General features: G+C 41.7%; 20 protein-coding genes. 8 read left to right on the top strand and 12 right to left on the bottom strand.

Features of this window, described 5'->3' with window-relative positions:
• Positions 1–101 precede the first annotated feature (101 nt).
• The 5 genes from E2R53_RS17900 to E2R53_RS17880 form a co-directional block, all read right to left on the bottom strand.
• A complete protein-coding gene (locus E2R53_RS17900; protein WP_070879716.1) occupies positions 102–284 on the bottom strand; it encodes a YfhD family protein in 183 nt (60 codons plus the stop codon).
• Positions 285–365: 81 nt separating this feature from the next.
• A complete protein-coding gene (locus tag E2R53_RS17895; protein WP_133313143.1) occupies positions 366–494 on the bottom strand; it encodes a YfhE family protein in 129 nt (42 codons plus the stop codon).
• A 103-nt stretch (positions 495–597) separates the two neighbouring features.
• Positions 598–1155 (bottom strand): GNAT family N-acetyltransferase, encoded by a 558-nt coding sequence (locus tag E2R53_RS17890; protein ID WP_133313142.1) that lies wholly within the window; start codon positions 1153–1155, stop codon positions 598–600.
• A 310-nt stretch (positions 1156–1465) separates the two neighbouring features.
• Complete coding sequence (locus E2R53_RS17885) at positions 1466–2593, bottom strand: amidohydrolase (protein ID WP_133313141.1); 1128 nt, start codon at positions 2591–2593, stop codon at positions 1466–1468.
• 24 nt (positions 2594–2617) lie between these two features.
• On the bottom strand, positions 2618–3520 hold the full coding sequence (locus tag E2R53_RS17880) for a TIGR01777 family oxidoreductase (RefSeq protein WP_133313140.1): 903 nt from the start codon (positions 3518–3520) through the stop codon (positions 2618–2620).
• Between the two features lie 111 nt (positions 3521–3631).
• On the opposite strand from E2R53_RS17880, the gene recX reads away from it, so the two are divergent.
• Positions 3632–4441 (top strand): recombination regulator RecX, encoded by an 810-nt coding sequence (recX, locus tag E2R53_RS17875; RefSeq protein WP_133313139.1) that lies wholly within the window; start codon positions 3632–3634, stop codon positions 4439–4441.
• Between the two features lie 4 nt (positions 4442–4445).
• Here the strand turns inward: recX and E2R53_RS17870 are convergent, their stop codons facing one another.
• Positions 4446–5117: an SDR family NAD(P)-dependent oxidoreductase gene (locus E2R53_RS17870; protein WP_133313138.1), complete on the bottom strand. Its 672-nt coding sequence runs from the start codon at positions 5115–5117 to the stop codon at positions 4446–4448.
• 69 nt (positions 5118–5186) lie between these two features.
• On the opposite strand from E2R53_RS17870, the gene E2R53_RS17865 reads away from it, so the two are divergent.
• Positions 5187–5525, top strand: coding sequence for a YfhH family protein (locus E2R53_RS17865; protein ID WP_133313137.1), 339 nt, complete (start codon positions 5187–5189; stop codon positions 5523–5525).
• Positions 5526–5564: 39 nt separating this feature from the next.
• Here E2R53_RS17865 and E2R53_RS17860 read toward each other — a convergent pair whose 3' ends face one another.
• Both E2R53_RS17860 and E2R53_RS17855 read right to left on the bottom strand, forming a co-directional pair.
• Entirely contained in the window at positions 5565–5723 is a 159-nt protein-coding gene (locus E2R53_RS17860) for a YpzG family protein (protein ID WP_083328407.1), read from the bottom strand.
• Between the two features lie 30 nt (positions 5724–5753).
• Complete coding sequence (locus tag E2R53_RS17855; RefSeq protein ID WP_070879723.1) at positions 5754–5918, bottom strand: small, acid-soluble spore protein K; 165 nt, start codon at positions 5916–5918, stop codon at positions 5754–5756.
• A 113-nt stretch (positions 5919–6031) separates the two neighbouring features.
• On the opposite strand from E2R53_RS17855, the gene E2R53_RS17850 reads away from it, so the two are divergent.
• Positions 6032–6301 carry a YfhJ family protein gene (locus E2R53_RS17850; RefSeq protein WP_133313136.1) on the top strand — a complete coding sequence of 90 codons (270 nt, stop codon included), beginning with the start codon at positions 6032–6034 and terminating at the stop codon, positions 6299–6301.
• Between the two features lie 29 nt (positions 6302–6330).
• On the opposite strand, the gene E2R53_RS17845 is transcribed toward E2R53_RS17850, so the two are convergent.
• Positions 6331–7311: a metal-dependent hydrolase gene (locus E2R53_RS17845; RefSeq protein WP_133313135.1), complete on the bottom strand. Its 981-nt coding sequence runs from the start codon at positions 7309–7311 to the stop codon at positions 6331–6333.
• Positions 7312–7607: 296 nt separating this feature from the next.
• Here E2R53_RS17845 and mutY point away from each other — a divergent pair, with 296 nt between their 5' ends.
• Complete coding sequence (gene mutY, locus E2R53_RS17840) at positions 7608–8708, top strand: A/G-specific adenine glycosylase (protein ID WP_133313134.1); 1101 nt, start codon at positions 7608–7610, stop codon at positions 8706–8708.
• A gap of 365 nt (positions 8709–9073) precedes the next feature.
• Here mutY and E2R53_RS17835 read toward each other — a convergent pair whose 3' ends face one another.
• On the bottom strand, positions 9074–9298 hold the full coding sequence (locus E2R53_RS17835) for a hypothetical protein (RefSeq protein WP_133313133.1): 225 nt from the start codon (positions 9296–9298) through the stop codon (positions 9074–9076).
• Between the two features lie 88 nt (positions 9299–9386).
• On the opposite strand from E2R53_RS17835, the gene fabL reads away from it, so the two are divergent.
• Positions 9387–10139: an enoyl-[acyl-carrier-protein] reductase FabL gene (gene fabL, locus E2R53_RS17830; RefSeq protein ID WP_133313132.1), complete on the top strand. Its 753-nt coding sequence runs from the start codon at positions 9387–9389 to the stop codon at positions 10137–10139.
• Between the two features lie 100 nt (positions 10140–10239).
• On the top strand, positions 10240–10428 hold the full coding sequence (locus tag E2R53_RS17825) for a gamma-type small acid-soluble spore protein (RefSeq protein WP_133313131.1): 189 nt from the start codon (positions 10240–10242) through the stop codon (positions 10426–10428).
• Positions 10429–12083: 1655 nt separating this feature from the next.
• Here E2R53_RS17825 and E2R53_RS17820 read toward each other — a convergent pair.
• Positions 12084–13592, bottom strand: a complete 1509-nt coding sequence (locus tag E2R53_RS17820) for a phytoene desaturase family protein (protein ID WP_133313130.1) — start codon at positions 13590–13592, stop codon at positions 12084–12086.
• Between the two features lie 21 nt (positions 13593–13613).
• A complete protein-coding gene (locus E2R53_RS17815) occupies positions 13614–14165 on the bottom strand; it encodes a methyltransferase family protein (RefSeq protein ID WP_133313129.1) in 552 nt (183 codons plus the stop codon).
• Positions 14166–14380: 215 nt separating this feature from the next.
• Between E2R53_RS17815 and E2R53_RS17810 the strand changes: the two genes are divergently transcribed.
• Both E2R53_RS17810 and ntdP read left to right on the top strand, forming a co-directional pair.
• Complete coding sequence (locus tag E2R53_RS17810; protein WP_133313128.1) at positions 14381–14635, top strand: YgaB family protein; 255 nt, start codon at positions 14381–14383, stop codon at positions 14633–14635.
• 145 nt (positions 14636–14780) lie between these two features.
• Entirely contained in the window at positions 14781–15311 is a 531-nt protein-coding gene (ntdP, locus tag E2R53_RS17805; protein WP_133313127.1) for a nucleoside tri-diphosphate phosphatase, read from the top strand.
• The last annotated feature ends 116 nt before the right edge of the window (positions 15312–15427 follow it).

The raw sequence follows: 15427 nt of genomic DNA, 5'->3' as shown, positions 1-15427 counted from the left end.
AAATACACATGGCTGTGGATAATTTTATCCACAGTTCATTAAAAGAAAATAATAAAGAGAGTGCATTATGCACTCCCTTTTCTGAATCGTATCTAAATCGCTTACTTCCCTTGACGCTCATCAGCAGCTTTTGCTCTTGCCTGAGCCGTTTTATCTGCTTGATCTGCGAGTTCAGCCGAATATTCTTCATAAACTCCGTCAGATTCTTTTTTAAGGTTTTTTGGAACCTGTGCTAAATTATTTTTGCTTTTGCTTCTAGAATGCTGGCTGTTAGCTCTGCCCATTTTTTAGCCCCCCTGAAGTTAGCTTGAACACCATGTGTTCATTTTTAGTTTTATCTGAACAGGAGGAAGGTATGCTGGCAGTTAATGACTCGGTTTGCTGTTTATGTATCCGCCGGCACGGTCAGCCATTTTAAATGCTCTTGAATAGGTAACTTCCTGTGCACCGCTTAAAGAATTGCGGGTTTTTTCGCGTTTTCTTTTATCTGCCATTTCGTTCACCCTTTCTTTTATGTATCAGTACTATTTTTATCATCTTTAAAGAATCTCATACAAAAAAAACCTGCTCAATTCCATCTGAGCAGGTTTAGTATCATTAAGCTTCTTTAAGATGCTGTTCTTCCATTTCTGAGGCGGTGCGCATCGTATAAAAAGTATATAGGTCTTTTGAAATTTCGTATAAGTTGTAAATATCCTCGCCCTGATTGATTTCGTCAAGAAGAGGCTTTCTTGTTTCGTTCGCATTTACAACGTAAGGCAGCTTTTCAGCGGCTTTTGTTGAGCGTACGTTTTTCTTTCGGATCCGGAGAAAAATACGTTCAATGTCAAGCTCAAAAAAGAGCTCGTTGAAAAAAGCATCTTTTGCAGCCTGGTTATAGCCTTTTCCGTGAAATGGCTTCCCAAGCCATGTTCCAAGAAACCCGGCATTGTCCTGAATATCAAATAAACTGATGGTTCCGATTGGAGAGCCCCATTCATCGAGAATGGTACGTGAAATCAATTCCCCGCGCTCTTCTGCTTCAATTGTTTGTTTTGTTAAAAATAGATATTCTTCAATTGATGCTGCTTTGTGGCGCACAAAAGGGAAGACATCAGGGTGAACCATTTGATCATAGAGCGGCTGACTGTCTTGAATATCACGTTTTTTTAGCATCTGCTATCCCTCCAACCAGAGGGCAGACTTACAGACTTGTCGTGTTGAAGTCCCACCCTCGAAATTTTTTAAATTAGATAAAAAAATTTCGGGGTGGGAATCGAACCCACTAGGACCAGTTTACTGGTGGCGCACCATTTGCCTTCCCACGCATTTACATCATTCGGTTTTTAGTAATTATTTTATTACTCTTTCCTCTCGTATCATACTCGATTTTTTTTCAAAATGAAACAATTTTTTTTGTTAATTTTTTATGAATTTGAGCACATTTTTTTATGCCATAATTTGCACCTGTTTCAGGCAGGAAAATTCAGGTTTTTTGAAAGACAATTTCCCCGTTAATCATTGTCAGGCCGGGCTTTGCGAGGTAGTGAAATGGGTGATGATTCCATAGGACTATGTCAGCATCTTTTCCTATTTCAAGACTCCCGGCCCGGTCGTCAATTAATAAGTTTTTTGCAGCGGTAATCGTTATCGCTTCCATGGCCAATTTTTCATCAAAACCTTCTCTTACGGCGATGGATGCCACAACATTTAAATACTGAATTGGCGTGTATGGATGGTCTGTTGTTATGGAAACTTCAACGCCTCGGTCTGCCAATGCCTGATAAGTAAGCCAGCTTTTATTTTTAAGCTCGATCTTGGATCTTCTTGTAAGCGTTGGACCTACGCTCACCTTAATATTTTTGCCGATGAATTCATCGGCAATCAGGTGCCCTTCTGTACAATGTTCAATTCGGAAATCAAGATTGAATTCTTCAGCAAAACGAATCGCTGAGAGGATATCATCTGCACGGTGAGCATGAATGCGCAATGGTATTTCCCGATTAAGCACTTTGCGGATGGAAATCGATCTGAAGTCATCCGGTTCTTTGCTGCACTTTGCGTTATAAAAAGCTTCTCTGAGCATCCCCATGATGCCCATTCTCGTAATGGAATCTTTATTGCCGTGACTGTGAATGCGTTTTGGATTTTCGCCAAGTGCGATTTTTAATGCCGCCGTTTCAACAATGATCATGTCCTTAATATTCACGCCATGAGTTTTAATGACAGATGTTGTGCCTCCAATCACATTTGCACTTCCGGGCATGATATGAACGGTTGTAATCCCGTATTGAACTGCATCCTTAAAGCCCTGATCAAGTGGATGAACTCCGTCAAGAGCACGAATGTGAGGAGAGAGCACTTCTATGGTTTCATTGGCATCATTCCCTGCCCAGCCTGTTCCTTCATCGTAAAGACCGAGATGTGTATGAACATCAATAAAGCCGGGGAACAAAAATTGCTCATAGCAGTCAATGATTTTTGTTCCTTCAGGGCAAGCCAGATGTTTGCCGATCGCCTTAATTTTGCCTTCGGAAACAAGGAGATCGGATTGATAAAGTGTTTTTGATGTAATGGGGTATATTGTTGCATTTCTAAATAAAAAGCTATCCATGTTAAACTCCTATTCTGAGTGTACTTATGTGGATTTTAATATGTCAGATAGAGCTTCTTCAAGCACTGGATGTGAAAATTGAAAATGATTTTCAAGTGCGACTTTCGGAATCACGCGCTGCCCTTCAAGAACAAGAATGCTTTTTTCCCCGAGTGCAAGCTTTAAAGCAAAGCTTGGAGCAGGAATCCAATGAGGACGGTGCAGCACTTTGGCAACCGTTTTTCCGAAATCCTTCATTTGAACAGGGTTTGGAGATGCTGCATTCACAGGACCTTCAATCGTTTTTTTATGAAGCAAAAAGTCAATAAGTTTCACTACATCATTTATATGAATCCATGACACCCATTGTGTGCCGGAGCCAACTGTTCCTCCTGCAAATAATTTATAAGGCAGTACAATAGAAGGAAGTGCGCCTTTTTCTCCCAAAATAATGCCAAAGCGGGTAAATACCGTCCTCACCCCAAGCTCGGAAATTTTTGCTGCTTCCTTCTCCCATTTGATGACGGTTTCAGAAAGGAAGTCTGCTGCATTTGGACGGGATTCCTCTGTAAATGTTTCTTCTTCAGAAGTCCCGTAAATACCTACTGCGCTGGCGTTTATCAGCACCTCCGGCTTTTTTTTCAGATTGTCAATGATTCTGTAGACTTCACGAGTTGTTTTGACGCGGCTTCGGGCAATCTGCTTTTTTGATTCTTCAGTCCAGCGGTCATTAATTGATTTTCCTGCAAGGTTAATGAAAGCATTTATTCCATCCAATTCCTGTTCAGGAGCTGCCTCTTCAGTCATCCATTCAACGTACTTAAGCCCGGATTTCGTGCTATCTTTTTTCGTTCTGCTTAAAATCAGCACTTCGTTACCTTTTTCTAAAAGGTAGTCGGTGAGCTTTTTTCCTACAAAACCAGTTCCGCCAGCAATCGCTATTTTCATCGTATCACTCCTTGTTATTCTCTTTCCTTATAATTTAACAATCAAACCCTGATAATCCTTTTTTAAATGTTCTGAAGGCGAATTATGATAAGATGAGGATGAGGTGTAAATATGCCAACTATAACGAAAATAACCGCTCAAAAAAGCAGTGAAGAGCGTTTTAATGTGTTTTTAAATGACGGCAGCGGCGATAAATTCGCATTCAGCGTCGATCAAAATGTTCTTTTGAAATTCGGCCTTAAAAAGGGCCTTGAACTCGACGAGATGGAAATCCTTGAAATTCAATATGGAGATTCGGTAAAAAAAGCTTTTAATAAAGCAATCGAATATTTAGGGTTCAGAATGCGTTCAGAAAAAGAAGTAGCGGACATGCTGCTGAAAAAAGAGTACCCGGAAGCTGTTGTCTCTGAAGTGATGCACCAGCTTCGCCACTATAAATATGTAAACGATGAAGAGTTTGCAGATGCCTATATCCGCACGCATTGGAAAACCGGCGGAAAGGGACCTGGAGTGATGAAGCAGGAGCTTTCTTTAAAAGGCATCAGCAAAGAAAATGCTGAAAAAGCACTGCAGCAGTATTCAAAAGAAGATCAAGTGGAACAAGCGATGGTCCATGCGGAAAAAGTGGTCCTTAAAGAAACGAAGATCTCCACAGTGCAGATTAAGCAAAAAGTGGAACAGACCCTGATGAGAAAAGGCTTCAGTTATGATGTCATCTCTATTGTAAAAGAAGAATTAATGTATGAAAATAATGATGATGAAGAGTGGAATTCTCTTGTGATTCAGGCAGAAAAACTGAAAAGGAAGTATGCCAAAGGAGCGCAGGCGCAATATAAAATGAAAATGAAGCAGGCTTTATACAGAAAGGGATTCTCAATCGAAATCATCGATCGCTATTTAAACGAAGAAGAGCAGGAGTGATATCCTACTCTACAATGATTTCTGCTCTGCCGTCATCAAGACGATAAATTTTTTCTGCGATAACTTCCGGTGATTTCAGACGGGATTTATCTTTGATGTGATCATTGTTGTCCCAAAAAGGTGTATCCATGCCGCCCATGTAAGCTCCGGCAATGGTAATGGCAGTTCCGCCCAGCTCTTTTGCAAGACTTTCTGTAAAACCTCTGACGGCGAACTTAGATGCAACATATACACTTTCGTTCACCTTGCCGCGCAGTCCGGCGGTTGAGATGATGTTTAAAATTTTGCCTTTTCCTTTTTTCTGAAACTCTTTAATAAAAGCCTGAGATAATAAAATGGTGCCTTTTACATTTGTGTCGAGCATTTCACTGATTTCATCAGCTGATAATGAAGTGACAGGGCCAAAGTGGCCTACACCAGCATTATTGATAAGGGCAGCTGCATCATGCTTTGTGAACAATGATGTGCATAATGATTCAACTTCATTTTGATTTTGGATGTTCACGGTATATGTAGACACTTCAAGCTCCCGCGTTTGCTGCAGGATATCTTTTGTTTGCTGAAGCCGTTCATGATTTCTCCCGATTAAAATGATTTCATTATAATCTTTGCTGTACTGAAGAGCGAGTGCTCGCCCCAGCCCTGAACCGGCTCCTGTAATAACGATAGCTGACATTGGCTCACTCCTTCTGAATCATACTTTTATTCTATACTTAATTGACTGAAATGCGAAAGGATGATCATCTTGCAGACAAAACGCTACAGCACTCTGTCTGAATATGAATTAAAAACAGAAATTGCCCTGCTGCGTGAGAAAGCCCGTAAAGCGGAACAATTGGGAATGATAAATGAATTCGCTGTATTAGACCGGAAAATTACAATGGCACAAGCCTATTTGCTGAATCCGGACAGCTTTTTGCCGGGAGAGATCTATGAAATAGAAGGGGCGCCAGGAACATTTTTTAAAATCTCCTACATGAATGGAGTATTTGCCTGGGGAAATCGTCTGCAAACTCCAAATGAAGAAGAAGGTCTTCCTATTTCAATGCTCGGACAAAAAAAGAATGAAAACGAACCACACTGAACCTGGATCATTCAGCATGATTCGTTATACCTTGAAAAGCTAAGATCTTTTTCTTGTTTGAGCTTCTAATATAATCAAGTCTTGGGTTTGCTGTGTCTGTCCATTAACCTGAGCATGTGCATGCTTAGGATTGGCCCAAGGCTGCTGAAACGGATTTGCACTTCTGTTGTTGTAGAACTTTTTATGGTTTGAACCCATTATAAGCACCTCCGCAAAATTTGTGCAAAATCAAGAACCAATATCATTGCGTTCGCCTGAAGCTCTCATTCTTTCCTGCGGGTTCGTGTTGATTGTCCCATTTGCCCGTTTTGAGGCGAAATCGTCTTTTGCTCTAGGTTCACCCTCGAACTTATTGCTGGATTGAATCGGAAAGTCTTTTGCTTTGTTCCGCATGCGTATGACCTCCAATGGGTTTAAAATAGCTTCAATTACTGAAGCGTATTTATAGTATGTGATGCTGGAGCTAAAACTATAAGCAGTGAATCAATGCCTCGAGGTGATGAAAAATGGAAACTTATTATGAACGTTTAACCAAATTGCTGATGGAAAAAAATCCGTCCTTAAGCTATGAAAAAGCCCGGACCTGGATAGAACTTCTTTGGGAGGATTTTGAAGCAACCTACGCCAGGGCCGGCGAAAAATACCGCGGCAAAAATGTCACAGAGAAAATTGTGACGCAGTGGATCACCAACTACGGTGAGCATTTGCATGAATTTTTAGCAACAAACCCTAAATATAAGCATTTGCTGAATGATGAAGATCATTTGCTGCATTAAAAAACTTGGCTGCAATGTAGCCAAGTTTTTTACTCAGGCAATAAATCCAATTTCTTTCTGAGCTTTTCCTCACTGAATATCCAGCCTGTATACGAACTTACGATGTTTAAATCCTGATCGAGCTGAACGATGGCAACAAAGGGATAATGGCCTTTACTCCGGTAGCGCAAGTCAATGAATTTCACCTCGTAATGGTCTGTATATTCATCAACCTCCCACCTGTAAACGGGTGAAAAAGACAGGAATGCGGAAATGTTTTCATCCTGTTCCGCAGCCTGAATGATTTCCGTTTGAGGCACGGGAACACGGTCATATTCATCAAGGATGGTCAGTTCATCATTGTGTGATCTTCCAACATAATAATGGTTTTTTGAAATAATCGCGATGCGCCATCTTCTGAATCTCATCGTTGGAGAAATAATGATTTTTTCAACATCGCCATATTTTTTGTGAATTTTATGGACAATCCTTCTTTTCATGATGAAGCGAAGAATGTAATACCCGAACGCAACAATAAACACTGTTAAAAATGTGTAGCCGGCCGGTGCTCCAAATATCCATACGACAATGCCTGCTGAATAAATAAGGAACAAAAAGGGATCAAAGGTATTGATCATGCCAAGGGCGATCCACTTTTGTGAAAATGGACGCAGTGCCTGGGTTCCGTATGCATTGAAAATATCAACAAATACATGAAGAACGACAGCGACTGAGGTCCATATAGCTAAATGCAGCAAGTCAGCTCCCGGAAAGATCCAGTACAATAAAGCAGTAATCAGCACGGACCAAAGAATTACAGCGGGTATCGAGTGAGTGATGCCCCGGTGATTGCGTATATATTTAGCGTTGTTTCTGAACTTTAATACGGTATCAAGATCCGGCGCCTGAGACCCTGCGATGGCTCCGATCATAACGGCCTGTGCAGTCACAGGATCTGCGCCAACGGCCGGATCAAGTGTTGCAAGTCCGCCGAGAGCAATCCCCATCACAACATGTGTGCCTGTATCCACTCATTAAAACCTCCTGTCACAATCATATGATGAAATAAGGTTTTCCCATCCCTTTAATTTATAGGATACATTACTGATTTTTATGGTTTTTGTGAAAAGGCATGCCTGCCCCTTTTTAATTTGCGGCGAATGCTGTATGATTTTTTAGTTGAACTAAGATAAGCGCAAAATCCCGTTTAGCTCAGGTAAAACCACAGGAAAGCGCAAAAATCTATCCTTTGTTTAACTCAAGCGGAAAGCCTACCATTTATTTTCCCAAATTTCCTATAAAAATAACATGCGGAGGATATTTAAATATGCTCGATTCAATTGATAAAAATTTACATTCGTTAAATATAGTAGGTTTTAGAAAAGATTTAATCTCCTGGTATTTGCTTGAGAAAAGAGATCTGCCCTGGAGACTTAATCAGGATCCTTATAAAATTTGGGTGTCTGAAATTATGCTTCAGCAAACAAGAGTAGATACAGTCATCCCGTATTTTCTTGCCTTCACAGAAAAATTCCCGACGCTTGAAGCCTTGGCTGAGGCTGATGAAGAAGATGTTCTGAAAGCGTGGGAGGGGCTCGGCTATTATTCGAGAGTCCGCAACCTGCATTCGGCGGTTAAAGAAGTTGTGAGCAGCTATGGCGGAATCGTACCGAATACACCAGGGGAGATCAGTAAATTAAAAGGCGTGGGTCCTTATACAAAAGGAGCTATTTTGAGCATTGCCTATAACGTGCCTGAGCCTGCAGTGGATGGAAATGTGATGAGAGTGATGTCGCGTATTCTTTCAATCTGGGAAGACATCGCAAAGCCTAAAACACGTACGATTTTTGAAAACATTCTATATGAGGTCATTTCGAAGGAGCAGCCTTCAGAATTTAATCAGGCATTAATGGAACTTGGCGCAATCATCTGTACGCCAACGTCCCCGTCCTGTCTGATGTGTCCTGTGAGAGAGCATTGCCAAGCGTTCCATGAAGGAGTGCAAAGGGAGCTCCCTGTCAAAAGCAAAAAGAAAAAGCCCAAGCAAGTGACAATGGCAGCTGCAGTCCTGAAAGATGAAGAGGGCCATTACTACATTCATAAGCGCAATTCATCTGGTCTGCTCGCTAATTTATGGGAATTCCCAAACTGTGAAACAAACATAGACATCGTCTCACAAAAAGAGCAGCTTGTTACTTTTCTTCGTGAAGAATATGAGACAGAAGCTGAGCTGGAGCCGCTGACAGGCACCATTCAGCATGTATTTTCACATTTAGTCTGGAACATTTCCGTCTACGCTGGTCAGCTGAAGCCCGGCAGCAGCTATAAACATCTTGTAAAAGTAACAGAAACTGAAATGCAGAGATACGCATTTCCTGTTTCACATCAGAAGATCTATCAGATGTCACTGCAGACGAATGAAGAGTAGAAACTTTTAAAGTTTCGGGCTCATTTTTCTGAGATTGCTTCCTTTCTCACTAAGTTTAAAATACACTAAACGATTCCGGCTGATTTTTAGAGATGAGATAAGATGAAATTTTGCGCAGTTGTGTCTAGCTACAACGCCCAACTCCTCGGCCAGAACTTCTCCGTCTGTAAAGGCAAAAAGCGCCTTTTCAGCCGGATCCTTATCTGTCTGTCGGAGCTAAACGGACGCTTCCGCTTTTCAGTATTGTCTAGCTCCGCCTCCTAGCCCCTCGGCCAGAACAAAATCACCGAAAAAGGCAAAACCGGCCTTTTCCGGTGATTTCTTATCTGTCTGTCGGAGCTAAACGGGCGCTTCCGCTTTTCTAATTAGTCATAGCTTATTTTAGTCCCATGTGTGTAATCAGCTTCATTGCGATTTAAACCGCCGCGTTCTTCGATTTCCTGAATAATCTCACGGTGTATCGTTTGTCCTTCGGCGTTTAAGTATGGCATCATTTGCTGAAGTCCATGATGGAAGTAAGCTAATTCACTGTCCTTCCACTCGTGGATGGACATCATGGATAATTCAGTCATATCACGGCCTACATACATAAGCAATCCTCCTCTACTACTCGCTTGTCCTATTGTTTGATACAATAAAAGCAACTATACGATTAACAGCAAATAAGGAGATGTAAAAATGAACCAGAACAAAACAGCTCTAATTACAGGAAGCAGCAGGGGAATAGGGAAAGCAATCGCTCTCCGTCTTGCTAAGCAGGGGTACAATATTGTCATCAATTATGCCAGAAGCAAAGGTGCGGCCCTTCAAACAGCGGAAGAAATTGAAGCGCTTGGCGTAAAGGCCCTTGTAGTAAAAGCAAACGTAGGAAAACCTGAAAAGATTAAAGACATGTTTACCGAGATAGATGAAACCTTCGGCCGTTTAGATATATTTGTAAACAATGCTGCATCAGGGGTATTAAGACCTTTAATGGAGCTTGAAGAAAGCCACTGGGACTGGACAATGGATATCAACAGCAAGGCCCTTTTATTCTGCGCTCAGGAAGCGGCAAAGAGAATGGAGAAAAATGGCGGCGGAACGATTGTCAGCATCAGTTCATTAGGTTCAATCCGCGTTCTTGAAAATTACACAACAGTTGGAGTATCGAAGGCTGCACTTGAATCTTTGACACGTTACTTGGCAGTCGAGCTTGCATCTAAAAACATTGTTGTCAATGCTGTTTCAGGAGGAGCTGTTGATACAGAAGCACTGAAGCATTTTCCAAACCGGGAAGAACTGCTTGCGGATGCGAGAAGAATGACACCTGCAGGCCGCATGGTGGATATGGAAGATATGGTTGACGCAGTTGAATTTCTCGTTTCAGACCAGGCATCCATGATTAGAGGACAGACTATCATCGTCGATGGCGGACGTTCTCTTCTGATGTAAAATCAGCGGCTGTCATAGGGCTGAAAATCAAAAAAATTTAAAAACCTTTGGATATTAATTTCACCTCCGGGACATGATAAATTTCGTGGAGGTGATAAACATGGCAAACAATCAACAACAACCAAACAAAACTCAATCTGGCACTAGCGTACAACACGTGAAACAACAAAACGCTCAAGCTGCGCAAGGTCAACAACAATACGGAGCTGAGTTCGCTAGCGAAACAGATGCTCAACACGTAAAGAAATACAACCAGCAAGCTGAAGCTAAAAAGAACCAAAACTCATAATTAAACTGTTTAAAAAACGAAAAGAGACACTTCTCCCTTGTGTGGAGAGGTGTCTTTTTTATATGTGGTAAAAGCGCAGGTGGTACAGTGTTCTAATGTGTTTAAGAGCACTTTTCAGAAGGGGAAGAGGGGACAAAGTGATCTAATCGTGAGTTTGGAACACTTTACGCAAGAGCGGGCAGGACAAAGTGTTCTAATCGTGAGTTTGGAACACTTTATGAAAGAGAGAGTCAGTCTAAAGTGATCTAATCGTGAGTTTGGAACACTTCCCAAAAGAGAGAGTAAGTCTAAAGTGTTCTAATCTGGAGTTTGGAACACTTCACGAAAGAGAGAGTCAGTCTAAAGTGTTCTAATCTGGAGGTTAGAACACTTCCCAAAAGAGCGGGTCAGGGCAAAGTGATCTAATCGTGAGTTTGGAACACTTCCCAAAAGAGAGAGTAAGTCTAAAGTGTTCTAATCTGGAGGTTGGAACACTTCACGAAAGAGAGAGTCAGTCTAAAGTGTTCTAATCTGGAGGTTAGAACACTTCCCAAAAGAGCGAGTCAATCTAAAGTGATCTAATCGTGAGTTTGGAACACTTCCCAAAAGAGCGAGTCAATCTAAAGTAATCTAATCGTGAGTTTGGAACACTTCACAAAAGAGCGAGTCAGCCTAAAGTGATCTAATCGTGAGTTTGGAACACTTTACGCAAGAGCGAGTCAGTCTAAAGTGATCTAAACGTGAGGTTGGAACACTTCACGAAAGAGCGAGTCAGTCTAAAGTGATCTAATCTGGAGGTTAGAACACTTCCCAAAAGAGCGAGTCAATCTAAAGTGATCTAATCGTGAGTTTGGAACACTTCTCAAAAGAGAGAGTCAGTCTAAAGTGTTCTAATCTGGAGGTTGGAACACTTCACGAAAGAGAGAGTCAGTCTAAAGTGTTCTAATCTGGAGGTTAGAACACTTCCCAAAAGAGCGGGTCAGGGCAAAGTGATCTAATCGTGAGTTTGGAGCACTTCACGAAAGAGCGGATCAGGCTAAAGTGATCTAATCGTGAGTTTGGAACACTTCACGCAAGAGCGGGGCAGGACAAAGTGATCTAATCGTGAGTTTAGAACACTTCACGCAAGAGCGGGGCAGGACAAAGTGATCTAATCGTGAGTTTGGAACACTTTACGAAAGAGCGAGTCAGCCTAAAGTGTTCTAATCTGGAGGTTGGAACACTTCACGAAAGAGAGAGTCAGTCTAAAGTGATCTAATCGTGAGTTTGGAACACTTTACGAAAGAGAGAGTCAGTCTAAAGTGATCTAAACGTGAGGTTGGAACACTTCACGAAAGAGCGAGTCAGTCTAAAGTGATCTAATCTGGAGGTTAGAACACTTCCCAAAAGAGCGAGTCAATCTAAAGTGATCTAATCGTGAGTTTGGAACACTTCCCAAAAGAGCGAGTCAATCTAAAGTAATCTAATCGTGAGTTTGGAACACTTCACAAAAGAGCGAGTCAGCCTAAAGTGATCTAATCGTGAGTTTGGAGCACTTCCCAAAAGAGCGGGTCAGTCTAAAGTGTCCCAATCTTGATTTTAGCAACCGAGCAAATCGTACCCCGAAAACATTTTAACTCACAAAAAAACACCGCATCACCTCTAAAGGCAACACGGCATCCAGTGCACAAAATCTCCTATTTCACAGAAGCAAGCTCATTCTTCTTGATCAGATCAGCTGTAAGCTGGCCTGACAATGTAACCATCGGAACTCCGCCCCCTGGGTGAGTCGATCCGCCCACAAAATACAAGCCTTCATAAATATCGCTCTTTGCTGGAATTTTAAATCCGCTGTTTTTCTTTTTGTCAGAAGCAACCCCGTAAATAGAACCGCCATTTGGTCCATACAGCTCCTCAAGGTCCTCTGGAGTGAAGCGGTACTCAAATTCAATTGATTTCCGCAAGTCTTTCATGCCCATGCGTTCAAGTTTGTTTAAGACAAGTTCCCGGTACTCTTCCCAATCAAAGCTTGTTTTAGCTCCTTCCTTTAGAGGAGGGACGTGGGTAAGGACGAACAGGTTGTCTTTTCCTTCCGGAGCTTGGCTTGCGTCAGATCTTGAAGAAATACCGATATAAATCGTCGGGTCATCAGCCGGCACGCCCTGATCGAATATTTGCTGAAATTCTTTTTCCGGATCCTCGGAGAAAAAGAAATTATGATGCTTCAAATCATCAAATTTGCGGTCTGTCCCAAGCAGCAGCACTAAGCCGGAAACACTTGGAATAAAGGTTTTGCCCAATTTTTTAATTTCTTTTTTAACTTCTCCGGTTGAAGGAGCAAGATGGCGGTATGCAGGGATTGCCTCTAAATTCGAAATAACGACATCTGCATGATAAACATCCCCATTCTCCGTCATGACGCCTTTAACAGTTTTTCCTTCCAGCTCCAGGCACGCTACAGGGGTATTGGTTTTGACTTCAATTCTAAGCTCATCCATTAACTTCTGCATCCCTTCAGCAATTCCGTACATGCCGCCTTTTACATAGTGAATGCCAAGACCGAGCTGCACATAAATCAGCTGATTAAGAATGGCAGGTGCAGAATAAGGGTTAGATCCCACATACATTACGAAGAAATTGAACAGCTGCTGCAGATGCTTGCTGTCCAGGTGCTTTTCAGTTCCGTCTGCTACGGTGCTGAGGGGATCCATTGCCATTAAATCCTTCAGAGTATGATGTTTCTTCAAATCCTTTAAATCTTCAAGGCTGAATTTATAAAAACTTTTTAAACAAAGATCATACATTTTTTCACTGTAGGAAAGAAGGCCGCTCAGGTTGCCATGGGGTTCCTTAGATACCTTTGCCATTTCTGCTATCATTGTCGGAAGGTCGCTTGAAACATCAATTTTTGTGCCGTCTTCAAAAAACGTGCGCCATTGCGGCTCTACCCGTTCAACCGTTATGTAGTCTTCCAAGTGCCTGTTTACACTTCTGAAAAGCTGCTCGAGCACCCAGGGCATCGTTAAAATAGAAGGGCCTGTATCGAAAGTGAATCCTTTGCCGGAGCGGCGATTTAATTTTCCTCCAACATTGCTGTTTTTCTCAAGCACGGTCACATCATATCCATCTGCAGACAGCCGAATTGCAGCAGACATTCCTCCAAGCCCGGCTCCGATTACGATAGCTTTCTTTTTTTGATTGATCATTTCAGCACCTCCTGTTAATGGTTAATAAATAGGGGGAAAGAGCCGGTATCTTTTTTTTGCCCAGCTCCGGTATTCCTCTCCATATGCTTTGATAAGCATTTTTTCTTCAATTCGGATCCTTTGAATTAAGCTGAATGCTCCGGCAGATCCGCCAACAATTGCAAGGACAATATTGCCGAGAGAAAGACAAATCCCGATTATGATCAGCAAAAGCCCGGTATAAAGCGGATGTCTGAGCCGCCTGTATGGACCTGAGCTAACAAGCTCGTCGCTGACGCGGACGGATACATGCCTTGTAAATTGCTGGCGAAGGTGGCCGATTCCCCAGTATCTTAATAAAACCCCAAGCGCGTAAAGCATGAGTCCTATTAATTGAATAAAGGTATTTTCCCAGTAAAATATCCCCCATTCTTTCATTAAGACCGCACTCAAAATCGTTGAAGCGAAAACAAATAAGATAAAGGGGTAAGAGCGCTTCTCTTTTGTTTCTTCCTCTGTGAATCCCCTGTTGCGGTAAAGGATGAATTCAGCGATCCAGATGACCGTGATGACAAAAAATAAAAGGGAATTCAAGTTGAACGTGCACCGCCTTAGTATTATTGGGAAAATTCAGACTGTTTAACGTTTCCCTCATTTTAACCGATACAAACCAAAATCAGGAATTTCAATGTGCTGTAAGGCGACAAAACCTCTTATTCCTCAACATATTAAGTCAAAGGAAATTCATTAATAGAGAAGAAATAATACGTGTACAAATCACCAGGACGGAAGAGAGAGGTGTCATTAGATTGAAAGAATTTGATCAATTAGTCGGCAATCAGCTCCAGACGATGGAGAAGCTGCTGAGCCTGCAGTCCGAAATTGAGAGATGCCAGGAGTTAAAAGAGCAGCTGAACAATCTTCCTGATGAAATACAATGCAAGGAGATTGAGTCTGAGATTCATTTTATGAAGGATGAGCTGCATATGATTCAGAAGGTGTTTGAAAAGCAGACAGAAGAGGTCATCCGTTCATATCAGGCTGCGGAGCCGTTACATAAATAAATAGGTTTTCTTAAGAGTCTGCCAAAACCTCAGGGCGGCTCTTTTATTTTCTTTTTTTTCCTGCAAACGGTATAATAGTAAAAACAAATTATTGAAGACCTTTGCCCTTTCAGCAAAGCGGCGATACGGAAAGTAGGGGAGTAAAATGGGATTTCCCAAGGAAGGAGATAACATACAAATTCATAGTTACAAACATGATGGGCATATTCACCGAATTTGGGATGAAACAACCGTATTAAAGGCTAGTCAGCATTGTATTATCGGCGGAAATGACCGTACAGTTGTGACAGAATCTGATGGCCGCACATGGATTACCCGTGAACCTGCGATTTGTTACTTTCATACAAAGTACTGGTTTAACGTAATAGGGATGATCCGGGAAGACGGCATATATTATTATTGCAACATAAGCTCGCCATTCGCTTGGGACGATGAAGCGCTGAAATACATAGATTATGACCTTGATGTTAAAATTTTTCCTGATATGACCTATATCATCTTAGATGAAGATGAATACGAATATCACCGTAAAAAAATGAATTATCCTGATGTCATCGATTTGATTTTGAAGAGCAACCTTGAAAAACTGCTGCGATGGATCAGACAGCAAAAAGGGCCGTTTTCAGCTGAATTTATCGATGAGTGGTATGAACGTTATTTAACACATGTAAAATGATTTGTTGTCAATTTACACTTCCTGAAGAACAGCACATAGATAGCAGATTCGGGGATGCTTAACCTGAAAGCCTGTTTGATAAACAGGCTTATTCTTTTTGCCGGGATTTACTTAGT

Origin of the sequence: Peribacillus frigoritolerans (genome assembly GCF_004358755.1) — a bacterium.
Taxonomy (GTDB): domain Bacteria; phylum Bacillota; class Bacilli; order Bacillales; family Bacillaceae; genus Bacillus_P.
This window is presented reverse-complemented; position numbering and strand designations above follow the sequence as displayed.

What these genes read in the sequence shown, in the direction of transcription:
- E2R53_RS17825 (WP_133313131.1), top strand. Translation starts at nt 10,240, where the DNA reads ATGGCAAACAATCAACAACAACCAAACAAAACTCAATCTGGCACTAGC.
- mutY (WP_133313134.1), top strand. Translation starts at nt 7,608, where the DNA reads ATGCTCGATTCAATTGATAAAAATTTACATTCGTTAAATATAGTAGGT.
- E2R53_RS17890 (WP_133313142.1), bottom strand. Translation starts at nt 1,155, where the DNA reads ATGCTAAAAAAACGTGATATTCAAGACAGTCAGCCGCTCTATGATCAA.
- E2R53_RS17900 (WP_070879716.1), bottom strand. Translation starts at nt 284, where the DNA reads ATGGGCAGAGCTAACAGCCAGCATTCTAGAAGCAAAAGCAAAAATAAT.
- E2R53_RS17895 (WP_133313143.1), bottom strand. Translation starts at nt 494, where the DNA reads ATGGCAGATAAAAGAAAACGCGAAAAAACCCGCAATTCTTTAAGCGGT.
- E2R53_RS17870 (WP_133313138.1), bottom strand. Translation starts at nt 5,117, where the DNA reads ATGTCAGCTATCGTTATTACAGGAGCCGGTTCAGGGCTGGGGCGAGCA.
- E2R53_RS17885 (WP_133313141.1), bottom strand. Translation starts at nt 2,593, where the DNA reads ATGGATAGCTTTTTATTTAGAAATGCAACAATATACCCCATTACATCA.
- ntdP (WP_133313127.1), top strand. Translation starts at nt 14,781, where the DNA reads ATGGGATTTCCCAAGGAAGGAGATAACATACAAATTCATAGTTACAAA.
- E2R53_RS17860 (WP_083328407.1), bottom strand. Translation starts at nt 5,723, where the DNA reads ATGGGTTCAAACCATAAAAAGTTCTACAACAACAGAAGTGCAAATCCG.
- E2R53_RS17880 (WP_133313140.1), bottom strand. Translation starts at nt 3,520, where the DNA reads ATGAAAATAGCGATTGCTGGCGGAACTGGTTTTGTAGGAAAAAAGCTC.
- fabL (WP_133313132.1), top strand. Translation starts at nt 9,387, where the DNA reads ATGAACCAGAACAAAACAGCTCTAATTACAGGAAGCAGCAGGGGAATA.
- recX (WP_133313139.1), top strand. Translation starts at nt 3,632, where the DNA reads ATGCCAACTATAACGAAAATAACCGCTCAAAAAAGCAGTGAAGAGCGT.
- E2R53_RS17835 (WP_133313133.1), bottom strand. Translation starts at nt 9,298, where the DNA reads ATGTATGTAGGCCGTGATATGACTGAATTATCCATGATGTCCATCCAC.
- E2R53_RS17855 (WP_070879723.1), bottom strand. Translation starts at nt 5,918, where the DNA reads ATGCGGAACAAAGCAAAAGACTTTCCGATTCAATCCAGCAATAAGTTC.
- E2R53_RS17820 (WP_133313130.1), bottom strand. Translation starts at nt 13,592, where the DNA reads ATGATCAATCAAAAAAAGAAAGCTATCGTAATCGGAGCCGGGCTTGGA.
- E2R53_RS17850 (WP_133313136.1), top strand. Translation starts at nt 6,032, where the DNA reads ATGGAAACTTATTATGAACGTTTAACCAAATTGCTGATGGAAAAAAAT.